Genomic DNA, 18,065 nt, shown 5'->3' on the forward strand with positions numbered 1-18,065 from the left:
ACAGCTCCTTTTCTTATAGAGCTAAAGGGTAGGATAGTTCAAGAATGCTGTTTGTCCTTTGTTCAACAAATGGGGCCAGATAGTTGAAGAAGGATTACTGAATTTATATATAGAATAGAATTATAGATCTAAATATAAATCAATTTAACTTTGATAGTACAAGGAGAGTTTAATGGGAATTAATTTTAATGAATTTTTCAGAGAAGAGTTAACGATTAATGACATACAAAAAGCTATGGGAAATGGAGAAGTATCTTCAAAAGAGTTGGTAATGTATTACCTGTCTAGAATAGCAAAGTATGACCAAGACGGACCGAAAATAAATTCTATTCTTGAAATAAACCCTGACGCAATATTCATTGCTGAAGCATTAGATTATGAAAGAGTAACAAAAGGTGTTAGAGGACCCTTACATGGTATTCCTGTCTTTATTAAAGACAATATTGAAACAAATGATTCAATGCATACAAGTGCAGGAACAATTGCACTTGAGAATAATATTAGTGGTAAAGATGCATTTCTTGTTAAAAAACTCCGTAAAGCAGGCGCGGTTATCTTAGGTAAGACGAATATGACAGAATTAGCTAATGGGATGTCATTTGAAATGTGGGCTGGCTACAGTTCAAGAGGCGGACAAGTATTAAATCCATATGGGGATGCTAATCTTTATGTTGGTGGTTCAAGCTCAGGATCAGCAGTGGCGGTTGCAACAAATTTTACTGTATTATCAGTAGGTACTGAGACAGATGCTTCTATTCTTAGTCCAGCAGTTACAAACTCGGTGGTCGGTATTAAACCTACTGTCGGTTTAGTTAGTCGCAGTGGGATTATTCCCTTTACATATTCTCAAGATACAGCAGGACCATTCGCAAGAACTGTTACAGACGCAGCAATTTTATTAGGAACTTTAGCTGGAGTTGATAAGGCTGATCCTGCTACACATAAAAATGAAGGAAGGTTACAACAGGATTATACAGTTTATTTAGATTCTATGGGTCTTAAGGATGCTAAAATTGGAGTATTCAACAAAGCCTCTAATGATTATTATGACTCTGAAGAGTACGATGAGGCATTGTTTAATAATGTCATTCAAACACTAAGAAACGAAGGCGCACAGGTCTTTGAAAATATAGAGATCCCTTCTTTTCATAGGGAATGGAGCTGGGGAGTGTCATTATATGAATTGAAACATAGCTTAGATAATTATCTTTCAAAATTACCATCAAATACACCTGTGCATTCTATTGCTGAATTAATTCAGTTTAACAAGAATATCGAAGAAAAAGCATTAAAGTACGGTCAAAATAAGTTGGAGCTAAGAGAAAGTTTCCCTAACACATTAAGAAATCCTGAATATTTGAATGCAAAATTAGAAGATTTGTATTTTTCCCAGGAACAGGGTATTGATTTTGCCTTAAAAAAGTATAATCTTGATGCGATACTTTTCCCTTCGTATATAGGTTCAACAATATGTGCAAAAGCTGGTTATCCTTCCATAGCTATACCTGCTGGATATATGAAAAGTGGAAGACCTTTTGGTGTCACTTTGGCGAGTACTGCTTTTAGCGAAGGGGTTTTAATAAAACTCGCTTTTGCCTTTGAGCAGGCTACAAAGCATCGTAGAAGCCCAAAAATAACATGTTGATATATACTATACTCTCTTTTTTTAAATCATTTTTAATTAAAACTAAAGGGACAGATTAGTTGTTTAAGAAAAAAAGAATAGAAGAGAATTATAATAAAAGGAGCTATATCAGTGATAAAAGGTTTATATGAAGCACATTTACCAGTAAGTAATTTAAATCGTTCAATTGAATTTTATGAAGGACTTGGTTTGCAATTTGATCACAAGGTTGAAGACAGATTGGCTTTTCTATGGATTGAAAAAGATAAAAGTTGGTTGGGACTATGGGAAACAGATAAAGTAGAAGTTGAGTATCATCCATCAATAAGACATATTGCTTTTCAAGTAGCGTTAGAAGATTTAAAAAACTCAGTTGTTTGGCTTGAAAATAAAGGTTATAAGCCAAGAGAGGCTTTTGGGTTTGAACCTATTGAGCCTTTTGTAATGCCGCACGAAGAATATGCACACGCTAAAATTCATTTTAATGACCTAGACGGAAACAGTTTAGAATTAATTTGTAAACTAGAAAACCCGAAAAAAATTAAGCAACGTATGTATTTAAGTGAATGGGAACAAATAAATGAAATGTAATTTGCATCTGAAATAATATTCGCAAAATACTTCAACTAACGGGTGCGTTAGCTAAAGATCGGAGCTGTCTTTAAGGCGACTTTTTCTTTATTCAACTATCGTGTAGAGTGACAATAAAGTTGTTACATTTACAATAAATTCATTTAAGTTATATTATAGTTGTTTAAAAAAGTCGTTTGTTTATAATGGGGAAGTCTGATATAATGATTTGATAAATTTTTAAGGAGTTTTAGAGAGGGTGAGTCAATTGACTAAAAAACTTAGGCAATTGAAAAACGTTTCAGTGTCCAAACGCTTCTAACTTAGAAAAAATAATTTAGAAGCGAGGAATAATAATATGAAAAATCAAAGAATCTTTAATAAATCATTTCTTTTTTTATTTATAAGCAACTTTTTAGTTTTTATAGGGTTTGAAATGTTGCTCCCTATTTTGCCAGCCTATTTGTTAAGTATGAATGCATCTTCCATTCAAGTAGGGTTAGTGACATCATTATTTACGATAGGCGCTGTTCTAATCAGACCTTTTGTAGGGTACTATTTAATTGATAACCAACGGAAAAGTCTAGCTATTAGTGCAAGTGCAGCTTTAATGATTATTACAATGCTGTATCCTTTTCTTAATATTATATGGCTTTTTCTATTGTTACGACTTTTCCATGGCGCAGCGTGGGGGGTATCAACCACAGCGAATAGTACAATAGTAGTCGATTTAATTCCTAAGACACGGTTAGGAGAAGGAATGGGGTATTTTTCTATTTCAACAACGGTCGGGGCTATCATTGCACCGAGTATAGGTATCCTTATCTATGACTCTTTTTCCTTCGATATTTTAATTTGGTCATCAGTAGTACTCAGCCTATTGGCAGTAATTGCGCTTCAATTTGTATATTCACCTACTACTGTAAAGCGTGAGAAGCAACCATTTCGATTTTTAGATATGATTTTTGAAAAAGACGTATGGTTCCCAGCTTTACTGACGGTTATTACAACACTTGGTTTTGGAGCGATTATTACATTTTTAGTTCTTTTTGGGAAACAAAAGGGATTAGATCATATTTTTCTATTCTTCCTTATCAATGCAACAGTAGCAACTTTACTACGTCCGTTTACCGGAAAATGGTATGACAAAAAAGGACCTTGGTCTATCATCATTATGTCAGCTGTGTTAGGATTTTTGTCACTTGTTATGCTGTCATATGCGACAAATGAACTTCATCTTATTATTGCTGCGATTTTATTTGGGGCAGGTTACGGAACTGTTATGCCATGTTTACAAACATGGACGGTTCAAAAGGTAAGTGAAGAAAAAAGTGGCGCAGCCAATGCAACCTTCTTTTCCAGTTTTGACGTTGGTGTTGGAGTAAGCGCCTTTGTATTAGGTATTTTAGCTGAATGGATTAGTTTAGAGATGATCTTCCGGGTTGTTAGTCTAAGTTTTATTGTTGTTGCTGTTTTAGTCTATAAGGATTTTTTAAATGTTAAGAAAAGGTATAAAAATATATAAATCGATCTAAAACAATCCACCTCTATTAACATAGAGGTGGATTGTTTTGCATAAAAAGTCGATTATAAACTACATAGGTGACAAGAAACATATATATGAATATTTATAAAAATGATGTAGACTTTCTTACTATAAGTTCAATAGGAAGGTTAATACTTACTGGATCAGACGTTCCATGTTCAATTATATTTAAAATAGTTTGAGCTGAAAGGACTCCTTTATTAAATACATTCTGGCTAATTGTCGTCAAACTGGGTATTGAATAACGACTAATTACTAGATCATCAAATCCAACGATAGAATAATCTTTTGGAACCTTCTTTCCATGTTCTAGTAGTGCTTTAATTATACCAACCGCTAAAATATCTGAAGTTGCAAAAATAGCTGTTGCCTTATCTCCTAATTCTAATAGCTTTAACCCCATTTGAAAGCCAACCTCATAAAAACTACCAGTACCATCAAATAATAGGTCCTCATTCAAAGAAAGATTAGCTTCCTGTAGTGCTTTAATATACCCACTAAGTCGTTTTTCATCTACTGAGATCGTTTTTAAATCGTGTCCCATAAAACTAATACGTTTATGACCCATATCAATTAAATGTTTTGTAGCAATATACCCGCCCAGTTCATCATCAATTCTTATATTAGGATAGTTTACTCCATGTTTTTCATAATTATCTATTAAAACAATCGGTATATCTAACGTTTTTATTTCGTTATAAACACTCTCAGGAAATAACCCTAAAAAAATGAGACCATCTAAATTTCGTTTTTGAATCCAATTTTTGAATTCAATAGGATTCATCATACCAGAGATGAAAAGGTCATAGTTATGGTTCTTAAAGACATACTCCATTCCACCCAAAATTTCAGTATAGTAATGGTTTTCTCTAAAAATAGGGGCAAGAGAATCATCAAATGTAGGAATTACGACACCTATAATATTTGATTTTTTCTTGGACAAGCTGATTGCAGTGAAATCAGGTTGATAATTAAGCTCTTTAATTGCTTTCAATACTTTTTCTTTTTGTTTCTTCCGAAGTTTTGTTTATACCGTTAACTATATTAGAAACGGTTGTACGTGATACGCCTGTATATCTTGCTACATCGCGAATAGTAACTTTTTTTTCCATAATCCCTCCGTTGACCGGTTAACTTAATATAAATTATAAAGATAGGTTGGTTCTAATGCAACACAAAGAACTGGTTAGATTTAATTTTCTAAATAAATTTAATTTTCTCAATCTTTTCTTTACAAAAAAGTAATTAGATGTTAATTTTATTAAGAAATATTTTCAATACAAAAAAACAAGAAAGGTTAACCGGTTAACAAACAAAAAAGTAAATGGTGAGCCTGATAACAGATGGGGAAAGTTTGAGCCTCTTGTATCAAGTGAACCGGTCAACAAAAATGAAGTTAATGTTTTTAGCAAGATTTTGAAAGGGTGGATGGGAAACAATTATCCCCGGATGTCTATTAAGGTTTGCACATCGTAAGTAATTGAGTGTTAGTAGGATAACAGAAATTTATTATCCTAATTGGCATCCACCTAAAAAAATGGGAGGATAAAAGAAATGGAAAAGCACTACGACATCATTATAATCGGTACTGGTGCTGGTGGTGGGACTTTGGCTTACGCATTAAAAGACAGCGGAATGAAAATTCTGATTTTAGAGCGTGGCGACTATCTGCCAGAGGAACCAGAAAATTGGAATACGAAAGCAGTATTCACAGAAAAACGCTATAAGACGAAGGAATACTGGTACGACGAACAGGGAAATCCTTTCTCGCCAGGAACTAATTATTGTGTGGGAGGTAATACAAAAGTTTATGGTGCTGTTATGTACCGATTACGAAAAGAAGACTTTAAGGAGATTAAACATGAGGGCGGTATTTCGCCAGCTTGGCCGATAGACTATGAAGACTTAGAACCTTACTATGCTCGTGCTGAAGAACTTTATCTTGTACATGGTAAATCAGGAGAAGATTTAACGGATCCACCGCGGTCTTCACCTTTTCCTTTTCCAGAAGTTCCTCATGAACCGACATTAGAAAAAATTGCAGCTAGGTTGAAGAAACAAGGTCTGAACCCTCTTCATCTTCCTATGGCTGTTGACTTACACGAGGGCGGGAAATGTATACGCTGTAAAACATGTGATGGATTCCCATGTAATATCCATGCGAAGGGCGATGCGGATGTGTGCTGTATACAGCCAGCACTTAAATCTCAGAATGTAACTATGATTACAAATGCTTATGCTCATCGAATTTTGACTGATGAAAGTGGAAGTCGTGCTACTGCAGTCGAATTTGAGAAGGATGGAAAAATTTATATAGCAGTGGCTGACACTATTGTGGCTTCATGTGGTGCTGTAAATTCAGCTGCTTTACTTTTACGTTCGGCGAATGCCAAGCATCCTGAAGGATTAGCAAACCAATCGGGCTTAGTTGGACGTAATTATATGATGCATATTAACACTGCGGTCATTGCTTTGGAGCCTAAGGAAAATCCGACTGTCTTCCAAAAAACATTTGCACTTAATGACTTTTACTTTGGTAGCTCTACTTTCCCTTACCCTATGGGAAATGTACAAATGCTTGGGAAACTGCAAGGATCTATGATGAAAGATAAAAAGCCGTTCATCCCTTACCCAATTCTGAACGGTGTTGCAAAGCGAAGTATAGATTTCTTACTTATGTCCGAAGATCTCCCAGATAATGAAAATCGCGTGACTTTAACCGAAGACGGTAAGATTCAGGTTCAATATAAAGTGAATAACCTGAATGCTCATAAAGAATTAATTAAAGAGACAAAAAAAATGCTTAAGAGGGCTGGATATCCAATCTTAGTGGCTCAGCCGATGGGGGGAATAGAAACAAATTCCCATCAGTGCGGTACGATTCGTTTTGGTAATGACCCTGCTACCTCAGTCCTTGATCAATACTGTCGAGCCCATACGGTTCAAAACTTATATGTCATGGATGCATCGTTTTTCCCATCATCAGCAGCACTTAATCCAGTTCTAACTATCGTTGCACAAGCGTTGCGTGTTGGGAATCATCTACTTAAGCAAAAGACCATATTACCAGCTGGTGAAAGTATGCATTTGTCAAAGTGAAATTGTAAAAATGGCCTGATTATGGAAATCAATGAAGGTTAAAACTAGATGCATTACTAAATGTACGAAAACTGAGTAAGGTATGTAATTAAAAGAAGGGAAGTGAGAAGAATGAGTGAATTATTGAAAGCGGATACATTAAAAACGAGTACAAGTTTGAATGACAGATCAAATAAGATAGGTGTAATGGAGAAAGTGAGCTTTGGATTAGGAGATATGGCTTCAAATTTTATTTGGGGCATGACCGCGAGTTATTTACTCTTTTTCTATACCAATGTTTATGGTATTTCAGCAGCTGCAGTTGGCACCTTGTTTTTAATTACAAGAATATGCGATGCCGTTGCTAATCCAGTGATGGGCATTATAGTTGATAGAACTAAAAGTAAACATGGAAAAGCCAGGCCTTATTTGCTTTACCTATCCATACCTCTTGGGGTTCTAAGTGTATTAACCTTTATTACACCAGATTTTTCAGATACCGGGAAACTAATATATGCATATATAACATATTTTTTACTAGGACTCTGTTATACAGCGGTCAATCTTCCTTATGGTTCAATGCTAACAATGATGACACAGGATAAGCATGAAAGGCAACAATTAGGTAGTTATCGTACGATGGGAATGGGGATGGGTGCTACTATTGTAGCTTTTTGTACCTTGCCATTAGTCAGCCTTTTCGGGAATGGAAATCAGCAGGTGGGGTTCCCAATTGTGATGGCCTTATATTCTATCCTTGGTACAATAATGTTTTTCCTTGTTTTTAAAAACTGTAAAGAACGATTTGCAGAGTATACAGAAATAGGAGATAAAGATGAAACTAGGAAACAAGTAATCAATATGTTTAAAAATAAACCTTGGATATTGCTTACTATTAGTTGTTTAATGCAATACTTAGGACTAGGAGCGGTGTCTGGTATCATTATCTATTATGCAGCGTATGTTCTAAACGTACCTGCAATGGCTACAATTTTATTGGTAGTGGTCAATGGAGGCAACTTCGTCGGTGGCCTAATTGCAAGCCCTATTTTAAAACGATTTGGTAATAGAAATGGAAATCTCATCGCCCTTGCCGGAGCTTTATTATCATTTATTCTTCTAATCTTTCTAGGTGAACAAACTATCCTTTTTACTATTTTGATGCTAATCACCTACATTTTAATGGGAGTGAGTTTTGCAGCGATCTATGCGATGTTGAGTGATACAGTTGATTATCAAGAGTGGAAATTTGGGAAGAAAAGTGAAAGTTTGCTATATTCTTCATATAGCTTCGCTACCTTATTCGGTATTGCGATAGGTTCTGCACTCGTAGGGTATGCATTAGGATGGGCGGGGTATGACCCAAACGCAGTTACGGATGGAGCTCGAAACGCCATCTCCATTATACTGTTTACTAGTGGCATTTTATTCACAGCACTTCAGATTCTTCCACTCCTGTTCTATAAGCTAGACAGATATCATGGACAAATTCTTAACGAGTTAAATGATAGAAGACCGTAATGGTGGAGCCTCCAAGCACTTTGTTATAAAAAAGATAACTGCTATGAGACAAGTTTAAGAAGGAATTGTCAAATGTGATAGTAGAGCTATTTATCTCCCTTTATTTATCTGAATATATTAAATTATATAAAAATTATCCTTTACAAAAAATTATTAAAATGTTAGTTTTGTTAGTGAACCGGTCAACAAAGAAAAAAATTGATTCAATATGTTAAGTTGACCGGTCAACAAAAAACTAAATATAACAGGTAATCCTGATAAGAGTGATTCAATTTTGGGGTCTATCGTATAGGTGAACCGGTCAACAAAACGAGAAAAGGAGAAAAATTATGAGCAAATCAATCGATACCGTGAAAAATGAAGTCGAAAAATTGGGTAATGATGCAAGTAGTCGTAAGACATTAACAGGTAGTCAAATTATTGCGAAGGCTTTAAAAAATTATGGAGTTCCTTATGTTGCAGGTATTCCTGGTCACGGAAGCTGGACACTCATGGATGCTTTCCATCAGGAAGGCTGTGAAATTCCCTTTATCCAGATGATGCACGAGCAAAGTGCTGTTCATCTCGCAGACGGATATTACCGTGCTTCTGGAAAACCGATGGCTGCTATGACTTCCGTGGGTCCTGGTGCAGCAAATACGATAATTGGATTAGCCGCAGCCTATGCCGACTCGACAGCCACTCTTCTTCTTACTGGTGGGGTTGGAACCCATATGCGTGGTCACGGATGCATGCAGGAATTAGATCGTTACCACTCTAACGATTTTAATCGCGTCACTGAAGGAGTAACTAAGCGAAATTGGGAAGTCAGCCGAGTTGATGAGCTTCCGTTCATTATGCACCGTGCCTTTAACTCTATGATGAGTGGAAGACCAGGTCCCGTACATGTAGAAGTTCCAATGGACGTACAAGCTGAAAGTGCAGATGTTGAAATTCATGATCTTAAGAAAAGAATGCCGATGGGAAGACTTCGTCCTGACCCAGAGGCAATCGAAGCCGCAGCAAAATTACTGTTGTCCTCTGAACGACCAGTGATTGTTGTCGGAGGTGGCGCCATCACGGCAGAAGCTTCACCTGAATTGCGTCAACTGGCGGAAGTAGTTGGGGCAGCTGTAGTAACAACATGGAATGGAAAAAGTGCTATGCCTGAGGATCACCCTCTATTTGCAGGGGCAATTGGTCATACGGGAACAACTAGCGGCAATTTTCTAGCAGCGAATGCAGACGTAGTCATCTCAGTTGGTTGTCGATTCACGGATAGTTCTTCTTCAAGTTATGTAAAGGGAGTGACGTACTCTTTCCCTCCAGCCAAGCTCATTCACATTGATATTGATCCACAGGAGATTGGAAAGAACTATCCAACAGAAGTGGGAATTGTAGCCGATGCAAAGTTTGCCCTACAGGATCTGTTGGAGATCATAACGCCAGAGCAGGCAGAGGAAATGAATGAACGTCGCGGGAGTTATCATCTTGAGATTGAACAGAAAAAGGAAGAGTGGGAACAAAAGCTTGCTCCGCGCCGAGAGAGTGATAGCTCACCAATGACCCAACAACGTGTATTGGCTGAATTACGTAAAGTACTTCCTCGTGACGGAATTGTGGCTGCAGGTTCAGGGAATTGTGAAAGTGTAATTAAACAAGGATTTCCTTTATATGAGCCACGGACTTATATTCACTCAGGAAGCTGGTCACCAATGGGGTGGGCTGTTCCAGCGTCTCTCGGAGCAAAATTGGCAAAGCCAGATAAAAAAGTTGTATGTGTTGTTGGTGATGGGGATTTTATGCAGTCATTACCTGAGATTGCGGTGGCAGTGATGCACAATATTCCTGTAGTTTTCTTGATTTTAAACAACATGGGTTATATGTCTATTCGCGGTGGCCAGCGCAAACTGACCAATCGGCATATTGGAGCTGAATTTAGTTTGAAAAATGGAGAGCCGTACACACCAAATTTCTCTGAAGTAGCTAAAAATTTCGGACTTAAGTCTTGGAGAACAGAAACGCCAAATGAAGTGGCTAAAGCTCTCGCAGAAGCCTTAGAAACAGATGGACCTACATTAATAGAAGCAATGACTTCAAGGGATGCAGCAGGGCCGTTTACTCCAGGTTGGTGGGACTTCCCAGTGGCGGACTACATGGATAAAGAACGACGAGATGATTACGCGAAGCACCGATCTCTTCAGCAACATCTATAAGCAAAATTTGATTTTTTTGGGAGGGAAATCAAATGAATAGAAAAAAAGCATTGGTATTACATGGCGGATGGAAATGGCATTATCCAACCGAATTGGCTGACTTGACAGTTAATCGTTTGCTTGAGGGGTATGTGGTGGAGTGTACTGATGACTTAAGTATCCTGGAGTCAAATCGCTTACATGAGTTTGATGTAATTATTCCTATCTGGACTGCCGATGAACTCAGTATCATGCAAGAACAGGCGCTGGTTAAAGCTATCGAGCGAGGCGTGGGTCTAGTTGGTTGGCATGCATTAGCCGGGGCATTCGACAGTAGTCATCCCCATAAGTTCTTCAAGATGGTTTTGGGGGGGCATGTTCTCGGACATCCAGGTGATTTTATAGAGTATGAAGTTGATTTTCCAAAGGATGATCCTTTGACGGATGGACTTTCGAGCTTTAAGTTGTTCTCAGAACAGTACTATATGCATACGGATCCCGGTAATGATGTGATTGCGACAACAGTGATGGACGGGGATGAGTTTACTTGGTTGAAAGGCAACCAGATGCCAGTAGCATGGAAGAGACAATGGGGAAAAGGTCGAGTGTTTTATCACACATTGGGACATAGTACCAAGGAGTTTGAAATCCCCGAGGTAATGGAACTGACTATACGAGGAATCCGTTGGGCCACGAGGTAAACTAGTTATTTATGATAGAGAATAGGTAATTAATATAAAAATAATACTAAATGCACTTACTTTTTAAAACCAGTCACCTTAAGAACCTATAGAATATTGCAAAACATGAAATAAAAAATATTGATCTTTAAGAGATGAATCTTGATAATTTCGATGATTCATCTCTTAAAGCAAAAGATATATTTAAAATGAACTTCCAATTTTGAATAAAAGTTGTTAAATCGAAAGGAGATAGAATAAGCTATGGCGATTACTTATCTAAAAAGTGCAGAACAGGCGTCTGAATCTGCTAGTCCAGAAATCAGTCAGACAGTTAAACAGATCCTGGAGGATATAAAAGAACAAGGCATCAAAGCGGTACGAAAATATTCGCAAAAGTTTGATATGTGGAACCCTGAATCGTTCCGTGTCGATGAAGAAATGATTGAGAAGGCAAGACGAGAAACGCCACCTGAATTGCGAGCTAGTATTGATTTTGCCCGTGAACAGGTAGATAACTTTGCTAGACGTCAACGATCCACAATAGGTAGCCTAGAGGTCGAAACTATGCCCGGCGTCACCCTTGGGCATAAGTTAGTCCCTGTAAATGCAGTCGGCTGTTATGTACCAGGTGGAAGATATCCTCTCATCTCATCTGCTATTATGACGATTACAACTGCAAAGGCGGCGGGTGTGTCACGCGTTATCGCATGCGCACCTCCAACCAGAGAAGGGGGCATTCATGCCCCACAACTTTACGCGATGGCAGCTGCTGGTGCGGATGAGATTTACTGCTTTGGCGGAGTTCAAGCACTTGCAGCAATGGCGTATGGTGTGGACGGTATCAAACCTGTAGATATGATCGTAGGCGCAGGCAATGCGTATGTGGCTGAGGCGAAACGACAACTATTCGGCCCGATAGGTATCGATTTACTAGCAGGTCCAACTGAAGCGTTGGTGATTGCTGATGAGAGCGCCGATGCTAGGCTTGTTGCAGCTGATTTATTGGGACAAGCTGAACATGGCCCCACGTCCCAGGTGGTATTGGTCACTGATTCGGAATTATTTGCACAGAAGGTTATCGAGGAAGTGGAACAGTGGTTGAAGACCTCTTGGCCTACTGCTGAAGTATCGGAGCAGGCATGGAAAAATCGAGGTGAAATTATTTTATGCGACAACCGGGAAGAAGTACTTCAAGTAGCTGATGAGATCGCCTCTGAACATGTTGAACTTCAGACGAGCGATAATAACTGGTATTTTGATCGACTAACCAACTATGGGTCACTATTTATTGGAGCACGGTCAACGGTTGCATATGGAGATAAAGCGATTGGGACTAACCATGTGTTGCCTACTGACGGCGCAGCTCGTTATACTGGCGGGTTATGGGTTGGAAAATTCCTAAAAACTCTGACGTACCAGAAAGTATCGGAAGAGGGAACAAGAGTAGTGGCTCCACATGTTGCAGCGATTTGTGATGCAGAACGGATGGAGGGTCATGCCATCACTGCACGTCTTCGCCTAGAGTATGAAGACAATTTGCTAAGTAAGAAATGAACTTGATGCAGAAATGTAGGAAGTCAATCTTGGTGTTTTGGTACTATGGACTCCTTCCCCTTCTTGGGGTATAAAAAGTCATTCTTCGGAAATTCACATGCGAGTAGTAGAAATAGATTGATTCCTGTACTTGGAAAGATGTTAACCTCTTGCTATTAACATAATCCTTAAGTCAATGGAGGTTTAAATGGAAACTAACATTTTATGTAATATTGACCGGGGAGTAGGTTGGTTAAAACTGAACCGTCCTCAGGCACTCAATGCTCTTACTGCAGAAATGGTAGAGAGTATGAAGACAACTTTAGATACGTGGAGAGCAGATCCAAAAGTGTCGTTAATCTGTATTTCAGGAGAAGGAACAAAAGGTTTGTGTGCTGGAGGAGATATGCGATTCTTCTATAATCAACGGAACGCTAACGTAGAAGTACATGCCCGCCGTTTCTTTACTACGGAATACCGGATGGATCTAATGATACATCAATACCCAAAACCAATTCTTGTTTATATGGATGGTATTGTTATGGGAGGTGGTGTAGGATTATCTGTCGGGGCAAGTGAAAGGATTGTTACAGAAAAAACAAAATGGGCCATGCCTGAAATGAATATCGGTTTCTTCCCTGATGTAGGCGCAAGTTACTTTCTGAATAAAATGCCTGGTCATGTAGGACGTTACCTTGCGCTAACTGGGGCAACTATAAAGTCTGCTGATGTAATTTATGTAGGAGCTGCGAATCGTTATATGGAAAGTACTCGTTGGGAGGAATTCATTTACGAGGTTCAAAATAAAAATTGGAATTTGGACGATGCAAGGAAACAAATTTGTGAGTTACTAGATTCCTTTTGTTCTCATCTAGTAGAAAAATCTCCTCTATCCGCCTTGCAATTAAAAATAGATAAACACTTTGCATATGAAACTTTGGAAGAAATTGTTGCTTCATTGGGGATGGCGGCTGATTCAGGAGACGATTGGGCATCTAAAACAAAATCTACAATCCAATCTAAATCTCCAACTTCATTGAAAGTAACTTTAAGCCAATTACAGAAGGGAAATAATCAGTCACTTACTTCATGTTTTAATATGGAGCTTAAATTAAGTATGAATTTTATGAAGAATCATGATTTCTATGAAGGAGTTCGTTCTGTGTTAGTTGAGAAGGATCGTAAACCACATTGGAGGCCAAATTCTTTAGCTGATGTAAGTAAAGAGGATATAGAGAGGCATTTTAATCATAATATTAATATTTCAAATTAAAAGGAATCTTCACTATGAAATGTGACTCTTAAAAGTAGAGAGTTAAACAACAACAAGTGGGCTTAGCGAAACAAGAGATGACTTCTGAGTTCATCAGGAGTCTTCTTTTTAAGGATGGGAGCACATTGATGTTATGACATTTAATAAAGGAGAATTGAGTATTATTTTGAAAGAAAAAAGATAATGAAAGGAGGAGAATTATGGGAGGATATTCAGAGTTTCGTATGCCTAACTCAGTTATATACGGTCAAAATTCTTTAACTCAGCTTGGGGAACAAGTTGTAGCTCATGGTAATAAAGTACTTCTGATAAGTGATCGTATAATGGAGAAAATAGGTCTTGTAAAAAAATGCGGAAAATATTTAGAAGGTTCAGATGTTTCTTATGTTTCATATTTGGATGTTAACACTGAACCGACGGATTTACATATCAATGAAGCACTTAATCTTTGCTTAAGAGAGCAATGTGATGTCATTGTGGCGGTAGGAGGAGGCAGTTGCATCGACGCTGCCAAAGCTGTAGCAGTAGTAGCAACCAATGGTGGATATATTGGTGATTATATGGGAGGGAATTCTACAATTAATGAACAACCTATTCCTCTCATTGCAATTCCAACTACGGCTGGAACTGGTTCAGAAGTAACAAACGTAACAGTGATCACCAATACTAAGGAAGATATTAAAATGATGATTAAACATCCATCATTCCTTCCAAATGTAGCTATTGTGGATCCAGTTCTTACAATTTCAACACCACCTCCAGTTACCGCCGCAACAGGAATTGATGCACTTTGCCATGCAATTGAAGCTTATATATCAAGTTTATCACAACCATTAACAGAAAATTTTGCACTTTCGGCGATAGAAGCTATTTTGAATCATTTAAGAATAGCTTATGAAGACAGAGAGAATTTGGATGCAAGAGAAAAAATGGCAATTGCGTCTATGCAAGCTGGCCTTGCTTTTACTAATGCTTCCGTCACGCTAGTTCATGGGATGTCACGACCAATTGGAGCTTTATTTCACGTGCCGCACGGTATTTCAAATGCCATGTTGCTTCCAGCAGTACTCGAATTTACTAAAGAATCTGCCATCGATGCATTAGCAACAATTGGAAGAGTTATATCTCCCGAATTGAAAACTTCGACAAATGAAGAGTTAGCAGATGTGACTATCAATAAGATTAAGCAGCTTTGTTGCGATTTGAATATCCCGAATATGAAAAAGTGGGGAATCGATGAAAATAAATTTCAACAAGTAGTTCATAAAATGGCAACTGATGCTTTAGCAAGTGGCAGTCCCGCAAATAACCCAAAAGTGCCATCTCACCAAGAAATAGTTGATCTATATTACTACTGTTTTGATTATGATTTTCAGGCCAGCGAAAATACAATTAAATCATAAAAGTCTACTAGTTTATTAAAAAGGAGAATACAAAATGTCAACTACAACTAATACAAAAGTAATTAAAAATTATATTGGCGGTGAATGGGTAGCATCATCTACGGCCAAAACGGAATCTGTATATAATCCAGCTACAGGTGAAGTCATTGCTCAAGTACCACTTTCAACAAAAGAAGATGTAGAGCAAGCTGTACAAGCAGCTAACAAAGCCTTTAAAGGATGGTCAAAAACAGCTGTGCCAAAACGTGCGCGTATCCTGTTTAAATACCAACAATTATTAGTAGAAAATTGGGATGAGTTAGCGAAAATAGTCACAATTGAAAATGGGAAAAGCTTTAACGAGGCGCATGGGGAAGTACAACGTGGAATCGAATGTGTTGAATTTGCAGCAGGAGCTCCTACATTAATGATGGGGAAACAGCTTCCTGATATTGCAACAGGCATTGAGTCTGGTATGTATCGCTATCCAATTGGAGTTATTGGTGGTATTACACCTTTTAACTTTCCAATGATGGTGCCGTGTTGGATGTTCCCACTTGCGATTGCTTGTGGTAATACATTTGTATTGAAGCCATCAGAGCGAACACCACTTTTAGCTGCAAGAATAGTAGAATTATTTGAAGAAGCTGGTTTACCAAAAGGCGTACTAAACATCGTCAATGGTGCCCATGAAGTGGTAAATGGCCTTCTTGAACATAAATTAGTTAAAGCTATTTCATTTGTTGGCTCACAGCCAGTAGCTGAGTATGTGTACAAAAAAGGAACAGAGAACTTAAAACGTGTTCAAGCGTTGGCTGGTGCGAAAAATCATTCAATTGTGCTAAATGATGCAGATCTAAATATAGCAACGAAACAAATTATTGGGGCAGCTTTCGGTTCAGCTGGAGAGCGTTGTATGGCGGCATCGATTGTAACTGTGCAAGAAGAAATTGCAGATCAATTGATCGACAGATTAGTAGAAGAAGCGAACAATATTGTGATTGGCAACGGGTTAGAAGAGAATGTATTCTTAGGACCTGTTATTCGTGAAAATCATAAAGAACGTACGCTTGGCTACATTGATTCGGGCGTGAAAGAAGGAGCTCAATTAGTTCGTGATGGCCGTGAAGATGCAGCTGTGAACGGGAACGGCTACTTTGTTGGACCAACTATTTTTGATAAGGTAACACAAGAAATGAAAATATGGCAAGATGAAATTTTTGCACCAGTGTTATCTATTGTACGTGTCAAAACATTAGAAGAAGCAATTGATGTGGCTAACAATTCTCGATTCGCAAATGGTGCTTGTATTTATACAGATAGTGGTGCAAATGTACGCGAATTCCGTGAAAATATCGAATCAGGCATGCTAGGTGTGAATGTAGGGGTTCCTGCACCAATGGCGTTCTTCCCATTCTCTGGTTGGAAAGACTCTTTCTATGGGGATCTGCATGCCAATGGTACAGATGGCGTTGAATTCTTCACAAGGAAAAAAATGGTCACAGCCCGTTACTAGAAAGATAGTTAGGAAGAAGAGTGAGAAATAAAAAACAATCCCTAAAATACAGATCATGTCTTCCTCTAACTTACTAGCTTAAGAATCCACTCTGTTTTCAAATTTTCATATTACTTAATTTATTTCTAAAATTGGAGGGGGAATGGTAATATGACTCACAATCTAAATGGGAAAATTGCATTAGTTACAGGCGGTTCAAGAGGAATTGGAAGACATATAAGTGCAACTTTAGCCGATTCAGGTGCAACAGTTATTGTCAACTATGCAAATAACCAAGAAGCAGACACAACAAACCGTTGATTTCATACTATCTACTGGAGGAAAAGCTCTATTAGTCAAAGGGGACGTGACAGATGAGGAATCAGTAAAACACCTTGTAAAACAATCTGAGGAAAAAGTCGGTGAAAGCATTGGTATTTTAATTAATAATGCCACTGGCCCCCAACCTGAGTTATCTATTGAAGAAAGTACATGGGACGATTATTTAGATCAACTTAATTTCTTCGTAAAAGCACCTTTATTATTAACAAAAGCTATTTTACCTGGAATGAAGAAAAAAAACGAAGGTCGAATTATTAATATCGGAAGCGAAGTTATTCAGATGGGAAATCCAAATTTTTCAAACTACGTAACAGCAAAGTCTTCCCAAATTGGAATGACACGTTCCTGGGCAAGTGAATTAGGACCTTTTGGCATTACGGTCAATTTAATAAATCCAGGTTTTATCCCAGTAGAAAGACACGAGGGAATAGATACGAGTGAATATAAAAAAGGCGTTCCTCTTTGTAAAATGGGTGAGCCTCGAGATATTGGAAATGCTGTTGTATTTTTGGCATCCAATGAAGCAAAATTTATTACGGGACAATGTTTATCAGTTAATGGTGGAAATACTTTTGGCATATAGATGTTGTACTTTCAGAAGGGCATATGATTGATTGGTATTTAAGCAAATCAAGAAATAAACATGCAGCCAAGCGCTTTATTAAGAAAGCCTTGGCTTTTTCGCACGTGTCTAAACCTCGCGTGTAAACAGTAGATGAGAACACTGCTTACCCTATAGCACTTCAAGAGTTAAAAAAGGGAAACATAATCTGAAGGCATACAACTAAGGCAATTTTTTAGATATCTCAATAATAGAGTGGAACAAAATCAAGTCGATAACCCA

15 protein-coding genes and 1 pseudogene are annotated in these 18,065 nt (G+C 37.9%); 14 read left to right on the forward strand and 2 right to left on the reverse strand.

The features are described 5' to 3' along the window. Positions 1–172 precede the first annotated feature (172 nt). The 3 genes from JFU24_RS01965 (at position 173) to JFU24_RS01975 (ending at position 3,719) form a co-directional block, all read left to right on the forward strand. Entirely contained in the window at positions 173–1,645 is a 1,473-nt protein-coding gene (locus JFU24_RS01965; RefSeq protein WP_201249407.1) for an amidase family protein, read from the forward strand. 111 nt (positions 1,646–1,756) lie between these two features. Beyond that, positions 1,757–2,215, forward strand: coding sequence for a VOC family protein (locus JFU24_RS01970; RefSeq protein ID WP_201249408.1), 459 nt, complete (start codon positions 1,757–1,759; stop codon positions 2,213–2,215). A gap of 337 nt (positions 2,216–2,552) precedes the next feature. Beyond that, the gene (locus tag JFU24_RS01975) at positions 2,553–3,719 is read left to right on the forward strand and encodes an MFS transporter (RefSeq protein WP_201249409.1); all 1,167 of its coding nucleotides are present in this window, start codon (positions 2,553–2,555) and stop codon (positions 3,717–3,719) included. A 103-nt stretch (positions 3,720–3,822) separates the two neighbouring features. On the opposite strand, the gene JFU24_RS01980 is transcribed toward JFU24_RS01975, so the two are convergent. Further along, complete coding sequence (locus JFU24_RS01980) at positions 3,823–4,734, reverse strand: LacI family DNA-binding transcriptional regulator (protein WP_242485242.1); 912 nt, start codon at positions 4,732–4,734, stop codon at positions 3,823–3,825. Beyond that, positions 4,721–4,852, reverse strand: coding sequence for a LacI family DNA-binding transcriptional regulator (locus JFU24_RS29940; protein ID WP_242485243.1), 132 nt, complete (start codon positions 4,850–4,852; stop codon positions 4,721–4,723). The genes JFU24_RS01980 and JFU24_RS29940 overlap by 14 nt, the downstream gene beginning before the upstream one ends. Before the next feature lie 442 nt (positions 4,853–5,294). Here JFU24_RS29940 and JFU24_RS01985 point away from each other — a divergent pair, with 442 nt between their 5' ends. From JFU24_RS01985 to JFU24_RS02030, 11 genes and pseudogenes are all read left to right on the forward strand, one after another. Beyond that, positions 5,295–6,839: a GMC oxidoreductase gene (locus JFU24_RS01985; protein ID WP_201249410.1), complete on the forward strand. Its 1,545-nt coding sequence runs from the start codon at positions 5,295–5,297 to the stop codon at positions 6,837–6,839. A 111-nt stretch (positions 6,840–6,950) separates the two neighbouring features. Further along, on the forward strand, positions 6,951–8,339 hold the full coding sequence (locus JFU24_RS01990) for an MFS transporter (RefSeq protein ID WP_201249411.1): 1,389 nt from the start codon (positions 6,951–6,953) through the stop codon (positions 8,337–8,339). A 329-nt stretch (positions 8,340–8,668) separates the two neighbouring features. Next, positions 8,669–10,534: a thiamine pyrophosphate-binding protein gene (locus JFU24_RS01995; RefSeq protein WP_201224375.1), complete on the forward strand. Its 1,866-nt coding sequence runs from the start codon at positions 8,669–8,671 to the stop codon at positions 10,532–10,534. Between the two features lie 32 nt (positions 10,535–10,566). Continuing rightward, positions 10,567–11,214: a ThuA domain-containing protein gene (locus JFU24_RS02000; RefSeq protein WP_201224377.1), complete on the forward strand. Its 648-nt coding sequence runs from the start codon at positions 10,567–10,569 to the stop codon at positions 11,212–11,214. A 243-nt stretch (positions 11,215–11,457) separates the two neighbouring features. Beyond that, entirely contained in the window at positions 11,458–12,750 is a 1,293-nt protein-coding gene (gene hisD, locus JFU24_RS02005) for a histidinol dehydrogenase (RefSeq protein WP_201249412.1), read from the forward strand. Positions 12,751–12,937: 187 nt separating this feature from the next. Next, positions 12,938–14,002, forward strand: a complete 1,065-nt coding sequence (locus tag JFU24_RS02010; RefSeq protein ID WP_201224381.1) for an enoyl-CoA hydratase/isomerase family protein — start codon at positions 12,938–12,940, stop codon at positions 14,000–14,002. A 200-nt stretch (positions 14,003–14,202) separates the two neighbouring features. Further along, positions 14,203–15,405 carry an iron-containing alcohol dehydrogenase gene (locus JFU24_RS02015; RefSeq protein ID WP_201249413.1) on the forward strand — a complete coding sequence of 401 codons (1,203 nt, stop codon included), beginning with the start codon at positions 14,203–14,205 and terminating at the stop codon, positions 15,403–15,405. Between the two features lie 34 nt (positions 15,406–15,439). Next, entirely contained in the window at positions 15,440–16,900 is a 1,461-nt protein-coding gene (locus JFU24_RS02020) for a CoA-acylating methylmalonate-semialdehyde dehydrogenase (RefSeq protein ID WP_201249414.1), read from the forward strand. Between the two features lie 150 nt (positions 16,901–17,050). After that, positions 17,051–17,200, forward strand: coding sequence for an SDR family NAD(P)-dependent oxidoreductase (locus JFU24_RS30630; RefSeq protein WP_274608120.1), 150 nt, complete (start codon positions 17,051–17,053; stop codon positions 17,198–17,200). Next, positions 17,163–17,804 (forward strand): SDR family NAD(P)-dependent oxidoreductase, encoded by a 642-nt coding sequence (locus JFU24_RS02025; RefSeq protein WP_274608154.1) that lies wholly within the window; start codon positions 17,163–17,165, stop codon positions 17,802–17,804. The genes JFU24_RS30630 and JFU24_RS02025 overlap by 38 nt, the downstream gene beginning before the upstream one ends. A gap of 5 nt (positions 17,805–17,809) precedes the next feature. After that, positions 17,810–18,050: pseudogene (locus tag JFU24_RS02030) on the forward strand (DDE-type integrase/transposase/recombinase); the annotation flags it as partial. Positions 18,051–18,065: the final 15 nt, after the last annotated feature.

Origin of the sequence: Peribacillus sp. TH27 (assembly GCF_016650915.1) — a bacterium.
GTDB lineage: Bacteria > Bacillota > Bacilli > Bacillales > DSM-1321 > Peribacillus > Peribacillus butanolivorans.

What these genes read in the sequence shown, in the direction of transcription:
- JFU24_RS01965 (WP_201249407.1), top strand. Translation starts at nt 173, where the DNA reads ATGGGAATTAATTTTAATGAATTTTTCAGAGAAGAGTTAACGATTAAT.
- JFU24_RS01975 (WP_201249409.1), top strand. Translation starts at nt 2,553, where the DNA reads ATGAAAAATCAAAGAATCTTTAATAAATCATTTCTTTTTTTATTTATA.
- JFU24_RS29940 (WP_242485243.1), bottom strand. Translation starts at nt 4,852, where the DNA reads ATGGAAAAAAAAGTTACTATTCGCGATGTAGCAAGATATACAGGCGTA.
- JFU24_RS01985 (WP_201249410.1), top strand. Translation starts at nt 5,295, where the DNA reads ATGGAAAAGCACTACGACATCATTATAATCGGTACTGGTGCTGGTGGT.
- JFU24_RS01990 (WP_201249411.1), top strand. Translation starts at nt 6,951, where the DNA reads ATGAGTGAATTATTGAAAGCGGATACATTAAAAACGAGTACAAGTTTG.
- JFU24_RS01995 (WP_201224375.1), top strand. Translation starts at nt 8,669, where the DNA reads ATGAGCAAATCAATCGATACCGTGAAAAATGAAGTCGAAAAATTGGGT.
- JFU24_RS02000 (WP_201224377.1), top strand. Translation starts at nt 10,567, where the DNA reads ATGAATAGAAAAAAAGCATTGGTATTACATGGCGGATGGAAATGGCAT.
- hisD (WP_201249412.1), top strand. Translation starts at nt 11,458, where the DNA reads ATGGCGATTACTTATCTAAAAAGTGCAGAACAGGCGTCTGAATCTGCT.
- JFU24_RS02010 (WP_201224381.1), top strand. Translation starts at nt 12,938, where the DNA reads ATGGAAACTAACATTTTATGTAATATTGACCGGGGAGTAGGTTGGTTA.
- JFU24_RS02015 (WP_201249413.1), top strand. Translation starts at nt 14,203, where the DNA reads ATGGGAGGATATTCAGAGTTTCGTATGCCTAACTCAGTTATATACGGT.
- JFU24_RS02020 (WP_201249414.1), top strand. Translation starts at nt 15,440, where the DNA reads ATGTCAACTACAACTAATACAAAAGTAATTAAAAATTATATTGGCGGT.
- JFU24_RS30630 (WP_274608120.1), top strand. Translation starts at nt 17,051, where the DNA reads ATGACTCACAATCTAAATGGGAAAATTGCATTAGTTACAGGCGGTTCA.
- JFU24_RS02025 (WP_274608154.1), top strand. Translation starts at nt 17,163, where the DNA reads ATGCAAATAACCAAGAAGCAGACACAACAAACCGTTGATTTCATACTA.